Raw genomic sequence first — 17,107 nt, 5'->3', positions numbered from 1 at the left:
CCTTTGCAATAACACTGGAGAATACCCATGCAGGTACAGGTCAACAGCAACCAGGTCACCGCCGGCGTAGGTCTGCATGATTGGGTAGGCAGTACGGTTGAAGACGCCCTGGAACGGTTCGACGATTTCCTGACCCGAGTGGAGATCCACGTCAGCGACGAGAACGCCGACAAGGCGGGCGCGCAGGACAAGCGCTGCCAGATTGAAGCCCGGCCCAAGGGGCACTCACCTATCTCTGTTACCCACAAGGCCGAAGCACTCGACCTGGCAGTACAAGGCGCAGCCGACAAGATGTGCCACGCACTGGAACACCTGATGGGCCGCCTGGACGAGCCCGTGCTGTCCACCGGCCAGATCACCGCACCCGAAGTGCAGGAAGACTCCTCGGCAGAAGTGGACGCGATGCTGGAGGACGAATTCCTGGCCAAGCTTGAGGCGGCTGGGAAGGAGTAACCGCGTTTATAGCGATCAGAAATGATCTTGCATTAAAAGGCCGGGCATCTGCCCGGCTTTTTCAGTATACGGAGGTCGGGAACGGATGCCACTACGCAAGCTTCGTGAGATGCAGTCAGCTTAAAAACAAATGTCATGGGTCGAAATGACCACAACGAGCGGAAGAAAAATAAGGAAGGGAAAATCTGGAGCGGGTGGAGGGAATCGAACCCTCACCTAGAGCTTGGGAAGCTACCGTTCTACCACTAAACTACACCCGCTTGAGGCTGTACTTTTTACCAGAAAGCCTTCGAAAAAAGAACTTCTTTTTTACCCGCGCAGCGAAACGGCCCGCGCGGCCCCTCCCGGGGCGGGCACTTGGGCGTGTTTCAAAGGCGGGGCGGCTGGCTAAAGCGCCAGCACCCGGCCTTCCGATTGGGCGTAGCTGCTTTGGCGTTGCGGCCTGGCGCACAGGAAATCCAGCAGCGCGGTGCGGGTCGCTTCGCAGGCATGCTTGTGTTCCATATCAAGGAAATGCCCCGCACCGGTGATCGCGCGAAAGCTGCAGCGCGGCACGTGATCAGCGAACAGCCTGGCATCTTCCACCGTGGTGTATTCATCCAGCTCGCCGTTTAGGAACATCACCGGCGCCTTGATTTCGCGCGCGCGATAAAGCGCGTCCCCCAGGTTATGGGCCAGCACTTCCGTCACATGCCGGTCCATTTGAAGGTATTCATGCTCGGCCAGGCCGCACACGTATTTGTGGTTGAAGCGCTTGAACAGTGAAGGCAAGTGCTTGCCGATGGTTTCGTTGATAAGCATGCCCAGTTCGCTGCGCGCGCAACTTTGAAGATGCTGCGTACCGCGTTCGAGATAATCACGCATCGGACCGTTTACCCGGGGCGAGAACGAACTGATCACCGCGCGCTCGATGGACGCAGGCCTGTGGGCCAGCGCCAACAAGGCACAAGCTCCACCCCAGGAAAACGACATCAGGTGTTCGGCATGGAAGTGATAAATAAGCTCGAGCAATATATGGCTTTCATCTTCCTTGCTGATCAGCCGATCAAACGTATTGTGGGGTTGCGAGCGCCCCGCATACGGTTGGTCATACAGCACCACGTTCATGTAGGGCTGCAAACTGCGCACGGTCTGGGCGAAGGAGGCGGTAGTGGCCAACGAACCGTTGATAAGGATAATCGTCGGCGCGTCGGCATCCGCGCGATAAAATTCCGTGTAAACCCGGTACTGTCCTTGGATATCCAATACAGCGATTTCTGGCCTCATAGTCGTCGACTCCTGGCAAAGAAACGGGTACTCGCGCAATCGACTTTGCACGGTGTTCATGACAGGTAGGCAATTGCCTTTGAAAGGGGCCCAGGTCGGTCAAGTAGCCGACGGCTGTTGTTATGGAGGGCAGGACCGATAGCGCGAGAAATGCCGGCGCATGGCAATCGGTGGGTATTTCTAGGAGAGACAACCAATACTGGCCGGTCAGCCGGTGACCGCCTGAGGTGCAGTCAAGCAGGCATTGGCCCATGCAGCAAAGCGAATCGAGCCCGGCGGTGAAGTTTTCAGCCGAGCGGTAGCGTGCAAATGTGACTTCACGCGGGCGAGGCTGACAGGCTTTGCAGCTCTGCGGGCGTCAAGGGCCGGGATTCGCCGGGTTCGAGAGCAGGGTCCAGGGTGAGTGGGCCCACGGCCAGGCGATGCAGGCGCGTCACCTTGTTCTGGAAATGCCCGAACATGCGCTTCACCTGGTGATAGCGCCCCTCCACCAATGTGAGGTGTGCCTGGCGCGGGCCCAGCACCGTCAATTGCGCCGGCCGGGTGGTGAGGTTTTCGTACGCGAAATACAGGCCTGCGGCGAACACTTGGGAGTAATGCGCTTCGATCGGCTGTTCGGTTTCCACGTAATAAAGCTTTGGCAGCTTGCTGTCCGGCTGGGTAAGCCGGCGCGACCATTGCCCATCGTTGGTGAGTAGCATCAAGCCTGTGGTGTTGTAGTCCAGGCGGCCAGCAAGGTGCAGGTCGGCGCGCTCATCATCAGGCAACAGATCGAGCACGGTTCTGTGCTCAGGGTCAGAGGTGGCGCTCACACAACCGGCCGGCTTGTGCAGCATCAGGTACCGCGCGGGGTAGCCCAGCTGCACGTGCTCGCCGCGCACCGTGACGCTATTGAACGGGCGAATATCCAGGCAAGGGTCCTGAACGGCCTGGCCGTCGACCAATACTTCGCCAAGGGCCAGGGCAAGGCGCGCCTGCTGGCGAGTGAACCCTGGCAGGTTGGTGACAAAGCGGTCAATCCGCATCGCCAGCCTCAGGCAGTACTGCGCGGTTTTCCGGCGAGGCCGTGGCGCAACGCTGGCACAGGCATACCGTGCCCCGCGCCGCTTCAGGCAGCGCCGCCACGGCGCTTGGGTTGACCGTAACGCTGAAGCACCAGCAATCCGTGGCGTTGCCGGTTGCCATTGCGCAAGCGTTGGCCGCGCCGCAGGCGGGGCAGGTGGAAGGGTCCGTCATGGGCAATCTCGAGGCGGTCGCGACGTGGAGCAATGGCGTTATTGTCGCACAGCCGGCCTTTTACGAAACGGCCGGGTGCTTAGGCGGTGACGCGCAGGTTCTGCAACACGATCGGGCGCGCCCAGCCGGTATCGAAATCGAACTCGCGTTGCTGATGAATGACGGTCTGTTCGTCGAACGGTACGTTCGGCGGCGGCAACAGGTCGGTGTCGAATTCCGCGATAGGCAGGTACAGCGCGCGCGGTTTCGGCGCCGGTCCGGGCTCGGGCGCCGGCGTGCCATTGGCCATGACCAATGGGCGCCGCCAACCCATGTCCAGGTCCAGCTCGTACTGCATGGCCTGAACTTCTTCGGGCGGGTACGGCACGTTCGCCGGCGGCAAGAGGTCGGTTTCGAATTCGGCGATCGGCAGGAACAGTGGCTTGGGGGGTTCAATCACGTTGTCGGCGATTTCGCACTCGCGTTGCTCGTGCACCTGGCCCAGCCATTTGGTGGCTGCTGCTCCCTGACTCTCGGCGGAGGCAGGCATGGGGAGCGGTAGGGGAGCGCCTTCGCTATCAACGGCCTCGCTGGCTTCGCCTTCAGCCTTCAGTGCGCTGGCGAAAAAATCCTGCCACAGGTGACTCACCCCGCCCAGGGTCTGGGTATTGCGCCGGCTGTAGTTGCCAACCGGAGACAAATAACCAACAGGTGGGGAAATCAGATCGGTCATGGCGTTCAGTGGGCTGCGTGGCTCTGGCAAAATACCGGACACAGTAACTATCGGCCGCCAGCGGCAAAGATTTAACCCTTTCGAGTACAGCCCATGCAAGAGCGACAGGCGGCATGCCGCATCCAGGTAACCCCATTGGGCGAGGCCTACGTTACCGCGGCGAAGGCCCTGGCGGCCGACCTTGGGCTGCCGCTGGCCCTGGATGATCCGGAATTTGCCCTGCAGGTAGGGTCGGCCGGCGTGCAGCTGCAACAGTTGGGCGCCGATGCCCCCGGGCCAGTGTGGGTCGATTTTCTACAGGGCGGCGCGGCGCACCGGCGGCAGTTCGGCGGCGGCAGCGGGCAAATGATCGCGAAAGCCGCAGGCTTGCAGCCGGGGGTGCGCCCCCATGTACTGGATGCCACGGCAGGGCTGGGCCAGGATGCCTTCGTGCTCGCGACCCTGGGCTGCCGCATGGACCTGATCGAGCGCCAGCCCATCATCGCCCAGCTACTGCGCGATGGCCTGGAGCGCGCCCGTAGTGACGCCGAGGTGGCTGCGATCGTTGCCCGCATGACCCTGCACCACGGCAATGCGATTGAGCTGATGCGAAGCTGGCAAGGCGATACGCCCCAGGTGGTGTATCTGGACCCGATGTTCCCCCATCGGGAGAAAAGCGCGCTGGTAAAGAAGGAAATGCGCCTGTTCCGCCCGCTCGTGGGCGATGACCTGGACGCACCAGCGTTGCTCGAAGCGGCCCTGGCGCTGGCCACCCACCGGGTGACGGTGAAGCGCCCGCGCAAGGCGCCGCCGATCGAAGGCCCTGTGCCTTCGTTTACCCTCGAAGGCAAGTCGAGCCGTTATGACATTTATGCCCGCAAATCCCTCAAGCCCTGACGGGCCCTAGAGGCTCCCGAACACCTTCTTCGCCAGGCTGGTAGCCGCGCCGGCGGGGTTCTTGCGCAGGTTCTGTTCCTGGCTGGCAATCACCTCGAACAGGCCATCCAGCGCCTTGTCGGTGACGTAGCCTTCGATGCTGCTCACCTTCGGGTCGGCGCCGAGGGTTGCGGCTTGGCCGGCGACCGCGTTGAATTTCTGCGCCAGGCCGATGCGGTCGGTGTTCTGCTTCACGATGGGGAGGAACTTGGCGCGGATCTGCTCGCGGCTGGTTTTGTCCAGATATTGGGTGGCCGAATTGTTGCCACCGGCCAGAATGCCCTTGGCATCGGCGACGGTCATTTGCTTCACCGCGTCCACCAGAATGGCCTGCGCCTGTGGCACCGCGGCTTCGGCGGCGGTGTTCATGCCGGTTTCCAGCGCCTCTACCTGTGGGCCCAGACCAAACTGCTTGAGCATTTTGCTGGCTTTGCCCAGCTTGCCCGGCAGCTCGATGCGTACCTGCGGGTTGCTGCTGAAACCACCGGGCGTGCCCAGTTGCTTCACGGCGATCTGGGCGCCCTGGCTGAGGGCGTCTTTCAGGCCGCCACTGGCATCGGCCTGGGACAGGTCGCTAAGCGATAGCGCCGACGCCTGAACAGCCAACAGCGCGCCGGCGAAGAGGGTAACGAGAGAGGCGGATCTACGGAACATGGCGGCACCTTATGGGCAGTGGAAGGGTCAACGGACCGGGTCGAGCTTGATGCGCAGCGGCTGCGCGTCGCTGCCATCGAGTGCCACGGGGTACGCCTGGGTATTGATCCATAGCAGCTCTCCGGCCGCCTCGATGCGTGCAGTCAAAGCATAGCGGTGCCCGGGGGTCACAAGGCCGCGGTCGTAGCTCAATTCAAAGGCGATGGGCACCTGCGCGCCCGCAGCGCCGGTGTAGCGGGCCAGCGGCCGAGCCGTGGCGTCAGCCAGCGACACATCGGCCAGGGTGACGCTTAATACCGCCGTGGGCGGCAAGGCGATGCGTTGAAGGTAAAAGGCTTCGCCCCTGAGTACGGAGGCGGCTGGCCACTGATGGCAACCGGCTAACAACAGGGAAACGAACAAGGCGGCGAGGGTTTTCACAGGCAGCTCCCGAAAAAGTACCAGGGCACTGTAACGGATCGCGCCCCGGTGCGCAGCGAGGGAAGGTCCGAAGCGGGTCCGAAGCGGGCGGCATTGCACCGCCCGCTGTACGTTCACGCCTCGTTGCGTTTATTGTCTCCGGCGTGCTGTTGATCGGGCGCAGTCTCGTCAGGGGCATCTGCCAACAGCGCTTCAGGCACGGCACCTGTGCTTTCCACCGCCAGGTCCTCATTGCGGTGCAAGGTCACCTGGCGGATGGACAAGCGCACCTCTGCCGACAACACTCGCTTGGCCGCGCCTTCGGCCAGCTCGCCCAGGCCTTCCTGATAGCCCAGCTTGCCTCCTTCATTGCGATGAACCACACCGGTGTCCACCAATGCCTGGATGAAGTGGCGGAACAGCGTTTTGTCGAAGAACTCGGGTGCGTTCAGGCCGTGCAGGATAGACAGCCGCTGCGCCATCACGGTGGCCAGGTCCTCCAGGGCTTCGGCGGTAAGCCCGTACTGGCCATGGTTGAGCAACAGTGCGATCGCCATGTAGAAGCGCTGCAGCGTTTGAGTAATCCCACGCGCCAGCAGGGTAAGCAACACGAACTGCCGCGAACTCGGTGCCGGGCGCAGGTACGTGCCGGCTTCGTGACGCAGCAGGCCGTGGCTGACGAATGCCTCAAGCCACTGGTCCATCACTGCATCGAGTTCCTCTACCGACCAGCGGATGAACAGCTCGGCGCGCAGGTAGGGGTAGAGAGCCCGGGCAAAGCGCAGCACCTGCTCGCGGCTGATCCGCGCCGAGCTCTGGAACAGGCTGGCGAGCAGGGCCGGCAAGGCGAACACATGCAGCACGTTGTTGCGGTAGTACGTCATGAGCACAGCATTCTGCTCGTTGAGGTACAAGATGCGGCCCAAAGCGTCGGTTTGCTCAGCCACCAGCCCCATGCCTTTCACATGGTCGATCAGCGCTTGGCCGTCGCCTTCCGGCAAGGTGGTGTAAGGCGAGTAGGGCACCGAGCGCAGCAAGCCGAGGAACAGGTTCAGCACGCGCACCAGCGCGGTTTCGTCCAACGCCTGCCGAGTGGTGGACAGCAGCGCCAGTGCCACCAGGTTCGCCGGGTTGATGGCCGCGGCTTCGTTGATGCTGCACGCTACCCGCTCGCCCAGGCGATTAGTGACGGGGTTGAGCCAGTCAGGTTTGAAGTCGGCAGCTGCGGGTTCCGCTCGCCAACCGGGCTGTTGAGCGTCGAGGAATTCGGTGAGTTTGATCGGTGGCCCGAAGTTCACCGCCACCTGGCCAAAGCGTTGCTTGAGCGCGCCCAGCACTTTGAAGATGTCGAACAGCGACTCTTTCTTCTTGCTGGCCCCGCGAAGCTCGCCCAGGTAGGTCCTGCCCTCCAGAACACGCTCATAGCCGATATACACCGGCACGAACACGATGGGTGTGCGCGATGACCGCAGGTAGCTGCGCAGGGTGATCGCCAGCATGCCCGTTTTGGGGCGCAGCATCCGCCCGGTCCGCGAACGCCCGCCTTCCACGAAGTACTCGACCGGGAACCCTTTGGTGAACAGGGTGTGGAGGTATTCGTTGAACACGGCGGTGTAAAGAGGGTTGCCCTTGAACGTGCGGCGCATGAAGAACGCGCCACCGCGGCGCAGCAAGCTGCCGATGACCGGCATGTTCAGGTTGATGCCTGCGGCGATATGCGGTGGGGTGAGGCCGTTGCGGAACAACAGGTACGAAAGCAACAGGTAGTCGATGTGGCTGCGATGGCACGGCACATAGATCACTTCGTGCCCCGGCGCCACTTCCTGCACCTGCTGGATCTGGCTGACCTTGATGCCGTCGTAGATCTTGTTCCAGAACCAGCTCAGTACCACTTCCAGAAAGCGGATAGCGGTGTAGGTGTAATCCGAGGCGATCTCGTTGCCGTAGCGCAGGGCCTGGGCTTCGGCGCGTTCCAGGGTCATTTTCTCCCGGGCGGCTTCCTCGGCAATGGCCGCGCGCACCAGTGGCGCGTGGATCAAGCCCTTGACCAAGTGGCGGCGGTGGGAGATATCCGGCCCGATCACCGCGGCTCTTTGCTGACGGAAGTGAACCCGCAGCAGGCGCTGGGCCATGCGCACCGTCCGCTCCTGGCCTTTACCCGCATCCACCAGGGTACGCAGGGAGACGGCCGGAGCGAATTGCACGCGGGTTTTACGGCCCAGGATCAGTACCGTGACCAGCCGGCGCAGGCGTCCGGTAACGGCCCAGCTGTCCGCGAACAGAAGCTCCCAGGGGCTGGATTCGCTGTCCGGCGACAGCCCCCAGAACACGCTTACCGGAACGATCAAGGCGTCTTCGCCCGGGTTGCCCGCGCAGGCGGCCACTAGCCGCTGCAGTGTGGGTGGGGCTCCGCGCTTGTCCTGTCGGCCCAGCCAGTCGGCGGCCGGCGTAAGGTAGAAATGCGCCTTGGGTTCTACCACTGCACCAAGCGCAACGGGCAATACCGGCCGCGGCAACCCCAGGCGCTTGCACTCGTGGTCGACGACCGCGAGGTCGGTGGCGGCGGGGCTTTCCAGCACGTACACGATGGGGCGGCTGCGGTCCAGGCCGGCTCCCACATTGGTATTGATGGTTTCCGAGCGGACCCACAGGTAAAGGATCCGACGCAGTGCACTGGATACGACGCGGTGCAATACAGAGGAGGACATTCGGGCAGGCTCAGGTTAACGAGCGCATAGTGTGACAGATCACGGCAAGAATGCCTCATGCGCCCCGTATCCCAATGGGATACGCAATCAGGTCCGCCAGGTAATTTCCTGCTCGCCCTCGGCACTCACCCGTATCCAGCGGTCGGCGTCTTCCTCGCCTTCCTCTTCCAGCCAGCCACCCGGAGCGCAGCGCACTTCCACGCCAAGGGCGGCATGGGCGGCGCGGGCGCAGGCCAGGTCATCGGCCCACGGGGTGCGGTCGCTTTCCAGGAACAGGCTGTTCCATTTGCCCACGGCCATCGGCACCCAGGTCACGGGAATGTCGCCGGCGCGGCACTTCCAGACCTGGCCCTTTTGCGCCCAGGCGGTACAAGGGCCCAGCGCATCGGTCAGCCAGGCGGTGATTGCCTTGTGGTTCACGTCGGCATCCTTGAGGTAAATCTCGATATCCGGTTGCTGCATGCTCGGCTCGCTGGTGTGATGGCTCATGGTGCTGCCGGGGCAGCGCCGCGCTCATTGACAAAATAATCGTATCGCATGGCGACCGTTACCACGAACGGGCCGGGGCGCTCGATCAAGGCGGTGCGACGCTCGGCGCTCGCCCGCCAGCCGTGGGGCGTCATCGCCAACAGGTTGGCGCGGCTGTCGCCGGCGATCAAGCGCAGCCGGTAGGTCAATACCTCGGAGTGGGCCAGCACCATACCTTCTGGCGCCAGGGCCAGGTGCTTGTCGTCCACGTATTCGCGCACTTCATCGTACAGCTGCTCGCGCAATTCCATCAGGTGGTCGCGGGTAGGGCCTACTTTCATCAGCCCGCCACCCGGGCGCAGCAGGCGGTGGGCTTCGTTCCAGTCCAGCGGGCTGAACACACTGGCGATGAAATCACAGGAGGCCGAAGCGAGCGGCACGCGCGCCATGCTCGCCACCAGCCACGTCACCTGCGGGGCGCGGCGGCAGGCACGCTTGACCGCCTCGCGGGAAATATCCAGCGCATAGCCCCCGGCCCGGGGAAGGGCCTCGGCCAACTGAGCGGTGTAGTAGCCCTCGCCACAGCCGATATCCAGCCAATGCTTTGGCTGCCGCTCACGGGCTAGTTCAGCCAGCCGCGCGGCAACGGGCGCATAGTGGCCCTCATCAAGAAACGCGCGGCGGGCGTCCACCATGGCCTGGTTATCGCCTGGCGCGCGGCTGTTCTTGTGCTGCACGGGCAGCAGGTTCAAGTAACCCTGGCGCGCGCGGTCGAACCGGTGGCCGGCATGGCAGGCCACACCGTTGTCGGCGGCCGAAAGCGGAGCGGAGCACAGCGGGCAGGTCAGCATCAGGCGAGCAGCTTCACAAGGGTGTGGTAGTAGATGTCGGTGAGCACGTCCAGGTCGCTGGCCAGCACGCGCTCGTCCACCTGGTGAATGGTGGCATTCACAGGCCCCAGCTCCACCACCTGAGTGCCCAGTGTGGCGATGAAGCGGCCATCGCTGGTGCCGCCGCTGGTGGACGGCTGGGTGTCGCGGCCGGTAACGTCCTTGATCGCGCCGGCCACCGCGCTCAGCAAGTCGCCGGGCTGGGTGAGGAACGGCAAGCCGGACAACGCCCAGTCGATGTGCCAGTCCAGCCCATGCTTGTCGAGGATGGCGCTCACGCGCTGTTGCAGGCCTTCAACCGTGCTCTCGGTGGAGAAGCGGAAGTTGAACACCACGGTGAGTTCGCCCGGGATAACGTTGGTAGCCCCGGTGCCGCCGTTGATGTTGGAGATCTGGAAGCTGGTAGGTGGGAAGAACGCGTTGCCGTTGTCCCAGTGCTCGCTGGTAAGTTCGGCCAGTGCCGGCGCCGCCAGGTGGATGGGGTTGCGCGCCAGGTGCGGATAGGCCACGTGGCCCTGCTTGCCGCGCACCTTCAGCGTGGCCCCGAGCGAACCGCGGCGGCCGTTCTTCACCACGTCGCCTACCAGCGTGGTGCTGGAAGGCTCGCCCACGATGCACCAGTCCAGCCGTTCGTTGCGGGCGCGCAACCGCTCTACCACGGCCTTGGTGCCATGATGCGCCGGGCCTTCCTCATCACTGGTGATCAGGAACGTGAGCGCGCCACGGTGATCAGGGTAATCCTTCACGAACCGCTCGGCTGCCACTACCATCGCGGCCAGGCTGCCCTTCATGTCAGCAGCGCCCCGCCCGCACAGCATGCCGTGGGCGTCGATCAGGGCATTGAACGGTTGGTGCTGCCAGTCTTCGGCGGGGCCGGTGGGCACCACGTCGGTATGGCCGGCGAAGCACAGTACTGGGCCGTCCTGCTGGCCATGGCGGGCCCAGAAGTTATCCACCTCTTCGATACGCATGGGCTCGAGGGCGAAGCCGGCAGCCGCCAGCCGCTGCATCATCAGGCCTTGGCAGTCGGCGTCCAGCGGGGTGATCGAGGGGCGCCGGATCAGCTCGCAGGCCAAGGCAAGGGTGGGCGAAAGATCAGCGGCGGCCGTCATGGGTCACTCCGGGCAAGGCGGTAAAAAGGCTGCGTATGGTAAAGCAAAAACGCTTACGGGGCGCGCCCGCTCAGGCGTCGCCCATCGCTACCTTCGCCGCCCGCCGCAGCCGTGGCGCGGCTGACACCACCGCCATCCCCACCGCGGCCAGGTACGGCAGCGATTGCACCAGCAACATCACCAGCCACCAGCGGGCGTCGGAATTGGGCAACCCCTGGGCCAGGCAAATGCCGATGGCCGCACCCCACAGCAGAACCAGCACGTAAAGTTCTTCGCGGGCCTCACTCAGCGCCATGCTCACGCCATGCACCCGGGCAAGCTTGGGGGTACGCACGAACGGCATGCTTTTGGTGAACAGCCCGTACAGCACTGCCTTGCCGATGGTGTGCGACAGCGCCAGCCCAGCCATCGCCGCGCACAGCCCTCGACGCAGCGGCAAGCCCATTGCCCGGCGGTACAGGAACAGCAGCTTGCCCACCTTGAAGGCGAACAGCGCCAGCGGCGGAATGGCGAACACCAGCAAGGGTGGTTCTACGCGGTTGGGCACGATGATCATCGCACCGGACCACAGCAATGCGCCGAAGGTGAAGAAGATGTTCATGCCGTCGGCGATCCACGGCAGCCAACCGGCCACGAAGTGATAGCGCTGGCCCCGGCTCAGACGGCCTTCACGGCCCAGCAACAGCGCCCGGGCGTGGCGCTTGAGTATCTGCACCGCGCCGTAGGCCCAGCGTACGCGCTGTTTCTTGAAGGCGCTGAAGGTGTCGGGCATCAGGCCCTTGCCATAGCTGTGGGGATGGTACGCAGCGGACAACCCCTCCTCGAACACCCGCAGGCCCAGCTCGGCATCCTCGCAGATGCACCATTTGGCCCAGCCCAGGCGATCCAGCACGCTGCGCCGGGTGAGGGTCATGGTGCCGTGCTGGATGATTGCATCCCGATCGTTGCGGGTGATCATGCCGATCTGGAAGAACCCTTGGTATTCCAGATGGCACAGCTGTTTGAACAGGCTGTCGTGGTGATCGCGGTAATCCTGCGGGCTCTGCACGATCGCGATTTGCGGGTCTGCGAAGTGCGGCACCATGTGCTTGAGCCAGTGACTGTCCACGCAGTAGTCCGAGTCGATCACCGCCACCACTTCGGCGTCGCTCGCGGTATGGGCCAGCAGGTAGTTCAGCGCGCCGCCCTTGAAGCCCTCCAGCGGGGCCACATGAAAGAACCGGAACCGGAGCCCGAGCGCGGCGCAATGAGCGGCCACCGGCTGCCACACGGCAGGGTCCGCGGTGTTGTTATCAATCACCAGCACTTCGAAGTCGGGATAATCCTGAGCGGCCAGCGCGTCCAGAGTGGCGTTCACCATGGCAGGCGGCTCGTTGTAGCACGGCACGTGGATCGACACCTTGGGGCGATAAGCGTCGTTGCCAGTCACCGGCTCGAACGAGCGTCGCCGCTTGCGCGTCCATACCGCCTCGGCCAGCTCATGGGCTTCGGTCAGCAACACGGTCGCCACGCCCATCACCCCCAGCGCCAGCAGGCAACCTACGGTGAGGCTGAACCAAGTGCTGTACTGTTGGCTGTAGTCGTAGGCGATCCATACCAGTACCGAGCCGCACAAGAACGCGATGAACGTCAGGAAGGCACGGCCGCGGTTGCGCAGGGCCGAGCCGTCGATAAGCAGCAAGGCCAGGGCCACCAGCGCGAGCACTGCCGAAGCGGTGGCTAGCAGGCGCCATTGGGGGATCGCCACCACTGGCCCTGTAAAGTTGAACTTGGGTTGCCGCGCCGCGTTGAACACACCCCAGTAGGCGCCGACCGCGCCTTCATCGCTGGCTTTCCAGGGCTGGTCGTAGGCTTCGATCACAAAGTAGTCATAGCCGCGGCGGTTGAGGGTGTTCACCAGCTTGCGCAAGTAGATCGCCTGATCCGCCTGGCTGGCATCCGCGCCGCCCCGCATGCGGCCGTTGCTCGGCCAGCCTACCTCGGAGAGCAACAGCTGCTTTTTCGGAAACTGCTGGCGTAACTCCTGGGCACGGTCCAGCACGAACCGGCCGGCGTCTTCCATCTTCACGAATTCCCAGTACGGCAGAATGTGCGCGGCGATCAGGTCCACATGCCCGGCGAGTTCGGGGTGGTGGTTCCATATATGCCATTGTTCAGAGGTGGTGACTGGCACCTTCACGGCAGCGCGCACACGGTCCAGGTAGGCGATCAATTGTTTGGGGGTCACTTCCTGACGAAATAGCGCCTCGTTGCCCACCACCACCCGCACCACGCTGCGGTACTGATTGGCGAGCTCGATGCCGGTGGCGATCTCTTGTTCGTTGCGCGCCAGGTCGTTACCGATCCAGATCCCCAGGGTGACCTGCATTCCCGCTTCCTCAGCAAGGCGGGGCACGTCCGCCTGGCTGCCAGCCACCGAATACGTGCGCACGCTTTCGGTGTAGTGGCTGAGCTGCTCCAGGTCCTGGCGGATTTCTTCATCGCTAGGGTAGCGGTCCTGTTGGGGGTTCTGACCCAGGCGAAACGGTGAATAGGAGAAGCCCGAAATCCGGTCTGGCCAGTCTGGCGCTGAGACGGGGCGGTTGATCAGGGCCCAGCATCCGATGAACAGCGCGGCGATCGCCATCACCGTGACCAGGTTCAGGCCCAACTTGCGGGTAGGCATTTGATGACAACGTCCTTGCAGTTCTTCAATAGCTGAAACCAGACGGCGCCGAAAGTTGCCGTACGGTGATGAATATCGGCTTAGGCTTCGCCTGGCCGCGACTGCCCGTATAATTGCCGCTCGCTTGACGAGGTGTGGCAATGAGCAGTGATGATCCAAGGTTCGGCGGGGTAGCCCGCCTGTATGGCGCGGCGGGCCTGGCCCGGTTGCGGGCCGCGCACGTGGCGGTGGTAGGCGTGGGCGGTGTGGGGTCGTGGGTGGCGGAAGCGCTGGCGCGTACGGGAATAGGCGAGATATCCCTGTTCGATATGGACGACGTGTGCGTGAGCAACACCAACCGGCAGTCCCATGCGCTGGAAGGCAACGTAGGCCAGCCCAAGGTGGAAGTGCTGGCGCAGCGGCTGCGGGCCATCAACCCGGCGTGCACCGTGCATGCGGTAGTTGATTTCGTGACCAAGGAAAACCTGGCCCAATACCTGACCGACCGGCTTGATTACGTAGTGGACTGCATCGACAGCGTGAACGCCAAGGCGGCGGTAATTGCCTGGTGCAAGCGGCGCAAGCTGCCAATCGTGACCACGGGTGGGGCCGGTGGGCAGGTAGACCCTACGCAAATTGGCATCGTGGACCTCAACCGCACCTGGAACGACCCACTTGCCTCGAAAGTGCGATCGTTATTGCGCAAGGATTACGGCTTCTCGCGCAATACCTCACGAAACTATGGCGTGCCCTGTGTGTTTTCCACGGAGCAGCTGCGCTATCCAGGCGCGGACGGCAGCGTGTGCACCACCAAAGCGTTCGTGGGGGAGGGCGTTAAGCTGGACTGCGCCGGCGGCTTTGGCGCAGTGATGATGGTAACCGCCACCTTCGGCATGGTCGCCGCTAGCCGGGTGGTGGACAAGCTGGTGGCCAAGGCAGAAACAGGTATCAAACAGCCAACGCCTTGATGCGCTGCAGCACTGCATTTAACCCGTTGCTGCGCGACGGGGTGAGCTGGCGTTGCAGCCCCAGGCCCGCAAACCATTGGGCCAGGTCCAGCTCGGCCAACGCCTGCGACTCCAGGCCATTGGCCCGCACCAGCAAAAGCGCCAACAGGCCGCGCAGCAATCGCGCGTCGGTGGCGGCCCGAAACTGCCAGATGCCTTCGTGCCGTTCGCCCACCAGCCACACCTGGCTTTCGCACCCGTGAACCCGGTTGGCGTCGTTACGCTCCTCCGGGGCCAGCGGTGCCAGGCGGTCGCCTTCCTGTATCAGCAAGCGCGCCCGGGCTTCCCAGGATGCACAGGCGGCAAAGCGTTGCGCGGCCTCGGCGGCTTCGGGTGAAAGGTTCATCGCAGCAACTCCAGGGCGCGGTCTAGCGCTTCAAAAAAGCGCTGCAGGTCGGTTGAGTCGTTATACATCGCCAGCGACACCCGGATCGCGCCGTTGAGCCCAAGGCGCTTGAACAGCGGCATTGCGCAATGGTGCCCCACACGTACCGCGATGCCCTGGTCAGTGAGCAGGTGAGCGAGGTCGGCATTGTGCACATCGCTTACCATAAAGCTGGCCAAGGCCGTGTCGGGCGCGCCAAGTACACGAATGCCTTCACGGTCACCCAGGCCACGCAGCAACTGCTGATGCAGCGCACGCTCGTGGGCCAGTACGGCTTCTGTGTCCAGGGAGGCGAGCCAATCCAGCGTAGCCCCCAGGCCAATCACGCCTGCAATGGGTGGGGTGCCCGCTTCAAAGCCCAGGGGCGCCGGGTGGAAACTGGCCTGGTCGTAATCGGCCAAGTGCACCATTTCCCCGCCGAACTGCCAGTGCTGAAGCCTGCCCAGCGCTTCACTGCGGCCGTAAAGCACGCCCACGCCGTCGGGCCCGTAAAGCTTGTGGCTGGAAAATACGTAAAAGTCGCACCCCAACGCGGCGACGTTCTGGCGGCCATGCACCACACCTTGCGCGCCATCGACCACCGAGAGTGCCCCATGCTGCCGCGCGAGGGCAAGCAACGGAGCCAGCGGCTGCTGGGTGCCCAGTACATTGGACAGTTGGGTAACGGCCAGAATACGCGTGCGCGGCCCGATCAGCGCGCCGGCCTCGTTGAGGTCGATGCGCCCCTGGGCATCGGCCGGAAGCACCACCAGCCGGGCATTGCGGCGCAGGGCCAGTTGTTGCCAAGGCAACAGGTTCGCGTGGTGCTCCAAGGCGCTTACGGCAATTTCGTCGCCGTTGCCGATCAGGTGTTCCAGGCCGTAGGCCAGCAGGTTCAGTGCCGACGTAGCGCCATGTGTGAAGATCACCTGGGCAGGTGCACCGGCATGCAGCCACTGCGCGACTTTCTCGCGGCATTCCTCGAACGCCTGGGTGGCGAGCGCCCCTGGCAAATGTTGCGCGCGATGCACGTTGGCGGCACCGTGCGCGTAATAGTGGGTCAGCGCATCCAGCATGGCCTGCGGCTTCTGCGAAGTGGCGGCGCTGTCCAGATAAGTTTGCTGTTGCCGCTCCAGCGCGGCGACCGCGGGAAAATCCCCCCGCCAGGGAGAAGGCTCGGACATGCTCGGGACCCTGGCGCCGGGGCGGCGGATGTGGCGACCCCGGTCGCAGTCATCAGTTGTGGGCGTGCAACGCTTCGTTAAGCTCGATGGCCGACTTGTGCGTCTTGCATTCGACCGCGCCGGTTTCGGAATTGCGGCGGAACAACAGGTCGTTCTGGCCCGCCAGTTCGCGCGCCTTCACCACTTTCACCAGCTGGTTGGCTTCATCGAGCAGCGCTACCTTGGTGCCGGCGGTGATGTACAGGCCAGCTTCCACGGTGTTGCGGTCGCCCAAGGGAATACCGATACCGGCGTTGGCGCCGATCAGGCAGCCTTCGCCCACCTTGATCACGATGTTGCCGCCACCGGAGAGGGTACCCATGGTGGAGCAGCCACCGCCCAGGTCCGAACCCTTGGCCACGAATACGCCAGCCGATACGCGGCCTTCGATCATGCCCGGGCCTTCGGTGCCAGCGTTAAAGTTCACGAAGCCTTCGTGCATGATGGTGGTGCCTTCGCCGATGTAGGCGCCCAGGCGTACCCGTGCCGAGTCGGCGATGCGTACACCGGCCGGTACCACGTAGTCGGTCATTTTCGGGAACTTGTCCACCGAGAACACTTCCAGCAGCTTGCCCTTCAGGCGTGCTTCAAGCTGGCGCTCGGAGAGCTCGGCGAGGTCGACCGCGCCCTGGCTGGTCCAGGCTACGTTGGGCAACAGCGGGAAGATACCCGCCAGGTTCAAGCCATGGGGCCGTGCCAGGCGATGGGACAGCAGGTGCAGCTTGAGGTACGCCTCGGGCGTGGAAGTCAGCGCCGCGTCCTCGGCCAGCAGCGTGGCAACCAGCGGCTTCTGGCTCTCGGCCAGGCGCGTCAGCAGGGCAGCTTGTGCGGGGTCGATCGCCTTCAGCGCTTCGGCCAGTTGCGAAGCCTGGGTGCTGTTGAAGGTGATTGCCTGGTTGCCGCCGGTGTAACCCAGCGGCCCGCTGATGGCAGTGACCAGCGCTTCGGACGGGGAAACCAGTGGCTGGGCGTAGAAAACTTCCAGCCAGGCGCCCTGGCGGTTCTGGGTGCCAACGCCAAAGGCCAGGCTGAACAGTGTGCTAGACATGCGATGTT

General features: G+C 63.7%; 17 protein-coding genes and 1 tRNA gene. 3 read left to right on the top strand and 15 right to left on the bottom strand.

Going from position 1 to position 17,107, the window contains the following annotated elements; all coding sequences use genetic code 11:
* Positions 1-27 precede the first annotated feature (27 nt).
* Complete coding sequence (locus LG385_RS16410) at positions 28-453, top strand: HPF/RaiA family ribosome-associated protein (protein WP_225775134.1); 426 nt, start codon at positions 28-30, stop codon at positions 451-453.
* A gap of 186 nt (positions 454-639) precedes the next feature.
* On the opposite strand, the gene LG385_RS16405 is transcribed toward LG385_RS16410, so the two are convergent.
* From LG385_RS16405 to LG385_RS16385, 5 genes are all read right to left on the bottom strand, one after another.
* Positions 640-713, bottom strand: a tRNA-Gly gene (locus LG385_RS16405).
* A 127-nt stretch (positions 714-840) separates the two neighbouring features.
* On the bottom strand, positions 841-1,719 hold the full coding sequence (locus LG385_RS16400; RefSeq protein ID WP_225775133.1) for an alpha/beta fold hydrolase: 879 nt from the start codon (positions 1,717-1,719) through the stop codon (positions 841-843).
* A 317-nt stretch (positions 1,720-2,036) separates the two neighbouring features.
* Complete coding sequence (locus LG385_RS16395) at positions 2,037-2,744, bottom strand: pseudouridine synthase (protein ID WP_225775132.1); 708 nt, start codon at positions 2,742-2,744, stop codon at positions 2,037-2,039.
* Positions 2,734-2,955 carry a cysteine-rich CWC family protein gene (locus LG385_RS16390; RefSeq protein WP_225775131.1) on the bottom strand — a complete coding sequence of 74 codons (222 nt, stop codon included), beginning with the start codon at positions 2,953-2,955 and terminating at the stop codon, positions 2,734-2,736. Before LG385_RS16390 ends, LG385_RS16395 begins: the two co-directional genes overlap by 11 nt.
* A gap of 79 nt (positions 2,956-3,034) precedes the next feature.
* Positions 3,035-3,667 carry an energy transducer TonB gene (locus LG385_RS16385; protein ID WP_225775130.1) on the bottom strand — a complete coding sequence of 211 codons (633 nt, stop codon included), beginning with the start codon at positions 3,665-3,667 and terminating at the stop codon, positions 3,035-3,037.
* 93 nt (positions 3,668-3,760) lie between these two features.
* Here LG385_RS16385 and LG385_RS16380 point away from each other — a divergent pair, with 93 nt between their 5' ends.
* Positions 3,761-4,543, top strand: a complete 783-nt coding sequence (locus LG385_RS16380) for a class I SAM-dependent methyltransferase (RefSeq protein WP_225775129.1) — start codon at positions 3,761-3,763, stop codon at positions 4,541-4,543.
* A gap of 6 nt (positions 4,544-4,549) precedes the next feature.
* Here the strand turns inward: LG385_RS16380 and LG385_RS16375 are convergent, their stop codons facing one another.
* The 7 genes from LG385_RS16375 to LG385_RS16345 all read right to left on the bottom strand — a co-directional run bounded on the left by LG385_RS16375 (position 4,550) and on the right by LG385_RS16345 (position 13,478).
* Entirely contained in the window at positions 4,550-5,236 is a 687-nt protein-coding gene (locus LG385_RS16375) for a DUF4197 domain-containing protein (RefSeq protein ID WP_181118145.1), read from the bottom strand.
* Between the two features lie 27 nt (positions 5,237-5,263).
* Entirely contained in the window at positions 5,264-5,656 is a 393-nt protein-coding gene (locus tag LG385_RS16370; RefSeq protein WP_225775128.1) for a YbaY family lipoprotein, read from the bottom strand.
* Positions 5,657-5,769: 113 nt separating this feature from the next.
* On the bottom strand, positions 5,770-8,343 hold the full coding sequence (gene plsB / locus LG385_RS16365; protein WP_413247330.1) for a glycerol-3-phosphate 1-O-acyltransferase PlsB: 2,574 nt from the start codon (positions 8,341-8,343) through the stop codon (positions 5,770-5,772).
* An 87-nt stretch (positions 8,344-8,430) separates the two neighbouring features.
* Positions 8,431-8,805: a hypothetical protein gene (locus LG385_RS16360; protein WP_181118190.1), complete on the bottom strand. Its 375-nt coding sequence runs from the start codon at positions 8,803-8,805 to the stop codon at positions 8,431-8,433.
* 23 nt (positions 8,806-8,828) lie between these two features.
* Positions 8,829-9,662 (bottom strand): putative RNA methyltransferase, encoded by an 834-nt coding sequence (locus LG385_RS16355; protein ID WP_225775127.1) that lies wholly within the window; start codon positions 9,660-9,662, stop codon positions 8,829-8,831.
* On the bottom strand, positions 9,662-10,813 hold the full coding sequence (gene dapE / locus LG385_RS16350) for a succinyl-diaminopimelate desuccinylase (protein ID WP_225775126.1): 1,152 nt from the start codon (positions 10,811-10,813) through the stop codon (positions 9,662-9,664). Before dapE ends, LG385_RS16355 begins: the two co-directional genes overlap by 1 nt.
* A gap of 70 nt (positions 10,814-10,883) precedes the next feature.
* On the bottom strand, positions 10,884-13,478 hold the full coding sequence (locus LG385_RS16345) for a glycosyltransferase (RefSeq protein WP_225775125.1): 2,595 nt from the start codon (positions 13,476-13,478) through the stop codon (positions 10,884-10,886).
* Positions 13,479-13,618: 140 nt separating this feature from the next.
* Here LG385_RS16345 and tcdA point away from each other — a divergent pair, with 140 nt between their 5' ends.
* Positions 13,619-14,425, top strand: a complete 807-nt coding sequence (gene tcdA / locus LG385_RS16340; protein ID WP_225775124.1) for a tRNA cyclic N6-threonylcarbamoyladenosine(37) synthase TcdA — start codon at positions 13,619-13,621, stop codon at positions 14,423-14,425.
* Here tcdA and LG385_RS16335 read toward each other — a convergent pair.
* Genes LG385_RS16335 through dapD form a run of 3 tightly spaced genes read right to left on the bottom strand, consistent with a single transcriptional unit; the run spans position 14,406 to position 17,099 of the window.
* Positions 14,406-14,810: a SufE family protein gene (locus tag LG385_RS16335; RefSeq protein WP_225775123.1), complete on the bottom strand. Its 405-nt coding sequence runs from the start codon at positions 14,808-14,810 to the stop codon at positions 14,406-14,408. The two genes, tcdA and LG385_RS16335, sit on opposite strands and share 20 nt — an antisense overlap.
* Positions 14,807-16,012 carry an aminotransferase class V-fold PLP-dependent enzyme gene (locus LG385_RS16330; protein ID WP_225775122.1) on the bottom strand — a complete coding sequence of 402 codons (1,206 nt, stop codon included), beginning with the start codon at positions 16,010-16,012 and terminating at the stop codon, positions 14,807-14,809. The genes LG385_RS16335 and LG385_RS16330 overlap by 4 nt, the downstream gene beginning before the upstream one ends.
* Positions 16,013-16,064: 52 nt before the next feature.
* A complete protein-coding gene (gene dapD, locus LG385_RS16325) occupies positions 16,065-17,099 on the bottom strand; it encodes a 2,3,4,5-tetrahydropyridine-2,6-dicarboxylate N-succinyltransferase (protein WP_225775121.1) in 1,035 nt (344 codons plus the stop codon).
* Positions 17,100-17,107: the final 8 nt, after the last annotated feature.

Source organism: Pseudomonas sp. Marseille-Q5115 (assembly GCF_916618905.1).
GTDB classification, from domain to species: Bacteria; Pseudomonadota; Gammaproteobacteria; order Pseudomonadales; family Pseudomonadaceae; genus Aquipseudomonas; species Aquipseudomonas japonica_A.
The sequence above is the reverse complement of the archived record's forward strand: the minus strand, read 5'-3'. Positions and strand labels throughout refer to the sequence as shown.

Bases quoted from the DNA above. Each gene is read 5' to 3' on its own strand.
- LG385_RS16400 (WP_225775133.1), bottom strand. From the start codon at position 1,719: ATGAGGCCAGAAATCGCTGTATTGGATATCCAAGGACAGTACCGGGTT.
- LG385_RS16355 (WP_225775127.1), bottom strand. From the start codon at position 9,662: ATGCTGACCTGCCCGCTGTGCTCCGCTCCGCTTTCGGCCGCCGACAAC.
- dapD (WP_225775121.1), bottom strand. From the start codon at position 17,099: ATGTCTAGCACACTGTTCAGCCTGGCCTTTGGCGTTGGCACCCAGAAC.
- plsB (WP_413247330.1), bottom strand. From the start codon at position 8,343: ATGTCCTCCTCTGTATTGCACCGCGTCGTATCCAGTGCACTGCGTCGG.
- LG385_RS16390 (WP_225775131.1), bottom strand. From the start codon at position 2,955: ATGACGGACCCTTCCACCTGCCCCGCCTGCGGCGCGGCCAACGCTTGC.
- LG385_RS16395 (WP_225775132.1), bottom strand. From the start codon at position 2,744: ATGCGGATTGACCGCTTTGTCACCAACCTGCCAGGGTTCACTCGCCAG.
- LG385_RS16345 (WP_225775125.1), bottom strand. From the start codon at position 13,478: ATGCCTACCCGCAAGTTGGGCCTGAACCTGGTCACGGTGATGGCGATC.
- LG385_RS16380 (WP_225775129.1), top strand. From the start codon at position 3,761: ATGCAAGAGCGACAGGCGGCATGCCGCATCCAGGTAACCCCATTGGGC.
- LG385_RS16335 (WP_225775123.1), bottom strand. From the start codon at position 14,810: ATGAACCTTTCACCCGAAGCCGCCGAGGCCGCGCAACGCTTTGCCGCC.
- LG385_RS16375 (WP_181118145.1), bottom strand. From the start codon at position 5,236: ATGTTCCGTAGATCCGCCTCTCTCGTTACCCTCTTCGCCGGCGCGCTG.
- LG385_RS16410 (WP_225775134.1), top strand. From the start codon at position 28: ATGCAGGTACAGGTCAACAGCAACCAGGTCACCGCCGGCGTAGGTCTG.
- LG385_RS16330 (WP_225775122.1), bottom strand. From the start codon at position 16,012: ATGTCCGAGCCTTCTCCCTGGCGGGGGGATTTTCCCGCGGTCGCCGCG.
- LG385_RS16360 (WP_181118190.1), bottom strand. From the start codon at position 8,805: ATGCAGCAACCGGATATCGAGATTTACCTCAAGGATGCCGACGTGAAC.
- dapE (WP_225775126.1), bottom strand. From the start codon at position 10,813: ATGACGGCCGCCGCTGATCTTTCGCCCACCCTTGCCTTGGCCTGCGAG.
- tcdA (WP_225775124.1), top strand. From the start codon at position 13,619: ATGAGCAGTGATGATCCAAGGTTCGGCGGGGTAGCCCGCCTGTATGGC.
- LG385_RS16385 (WP_225775130.1), bottom strand. From the start codon at position 3,667: ATGACCGATCTGATTTCCCCACCTGTTGGTTATTTGTCTCCGGTTGGC.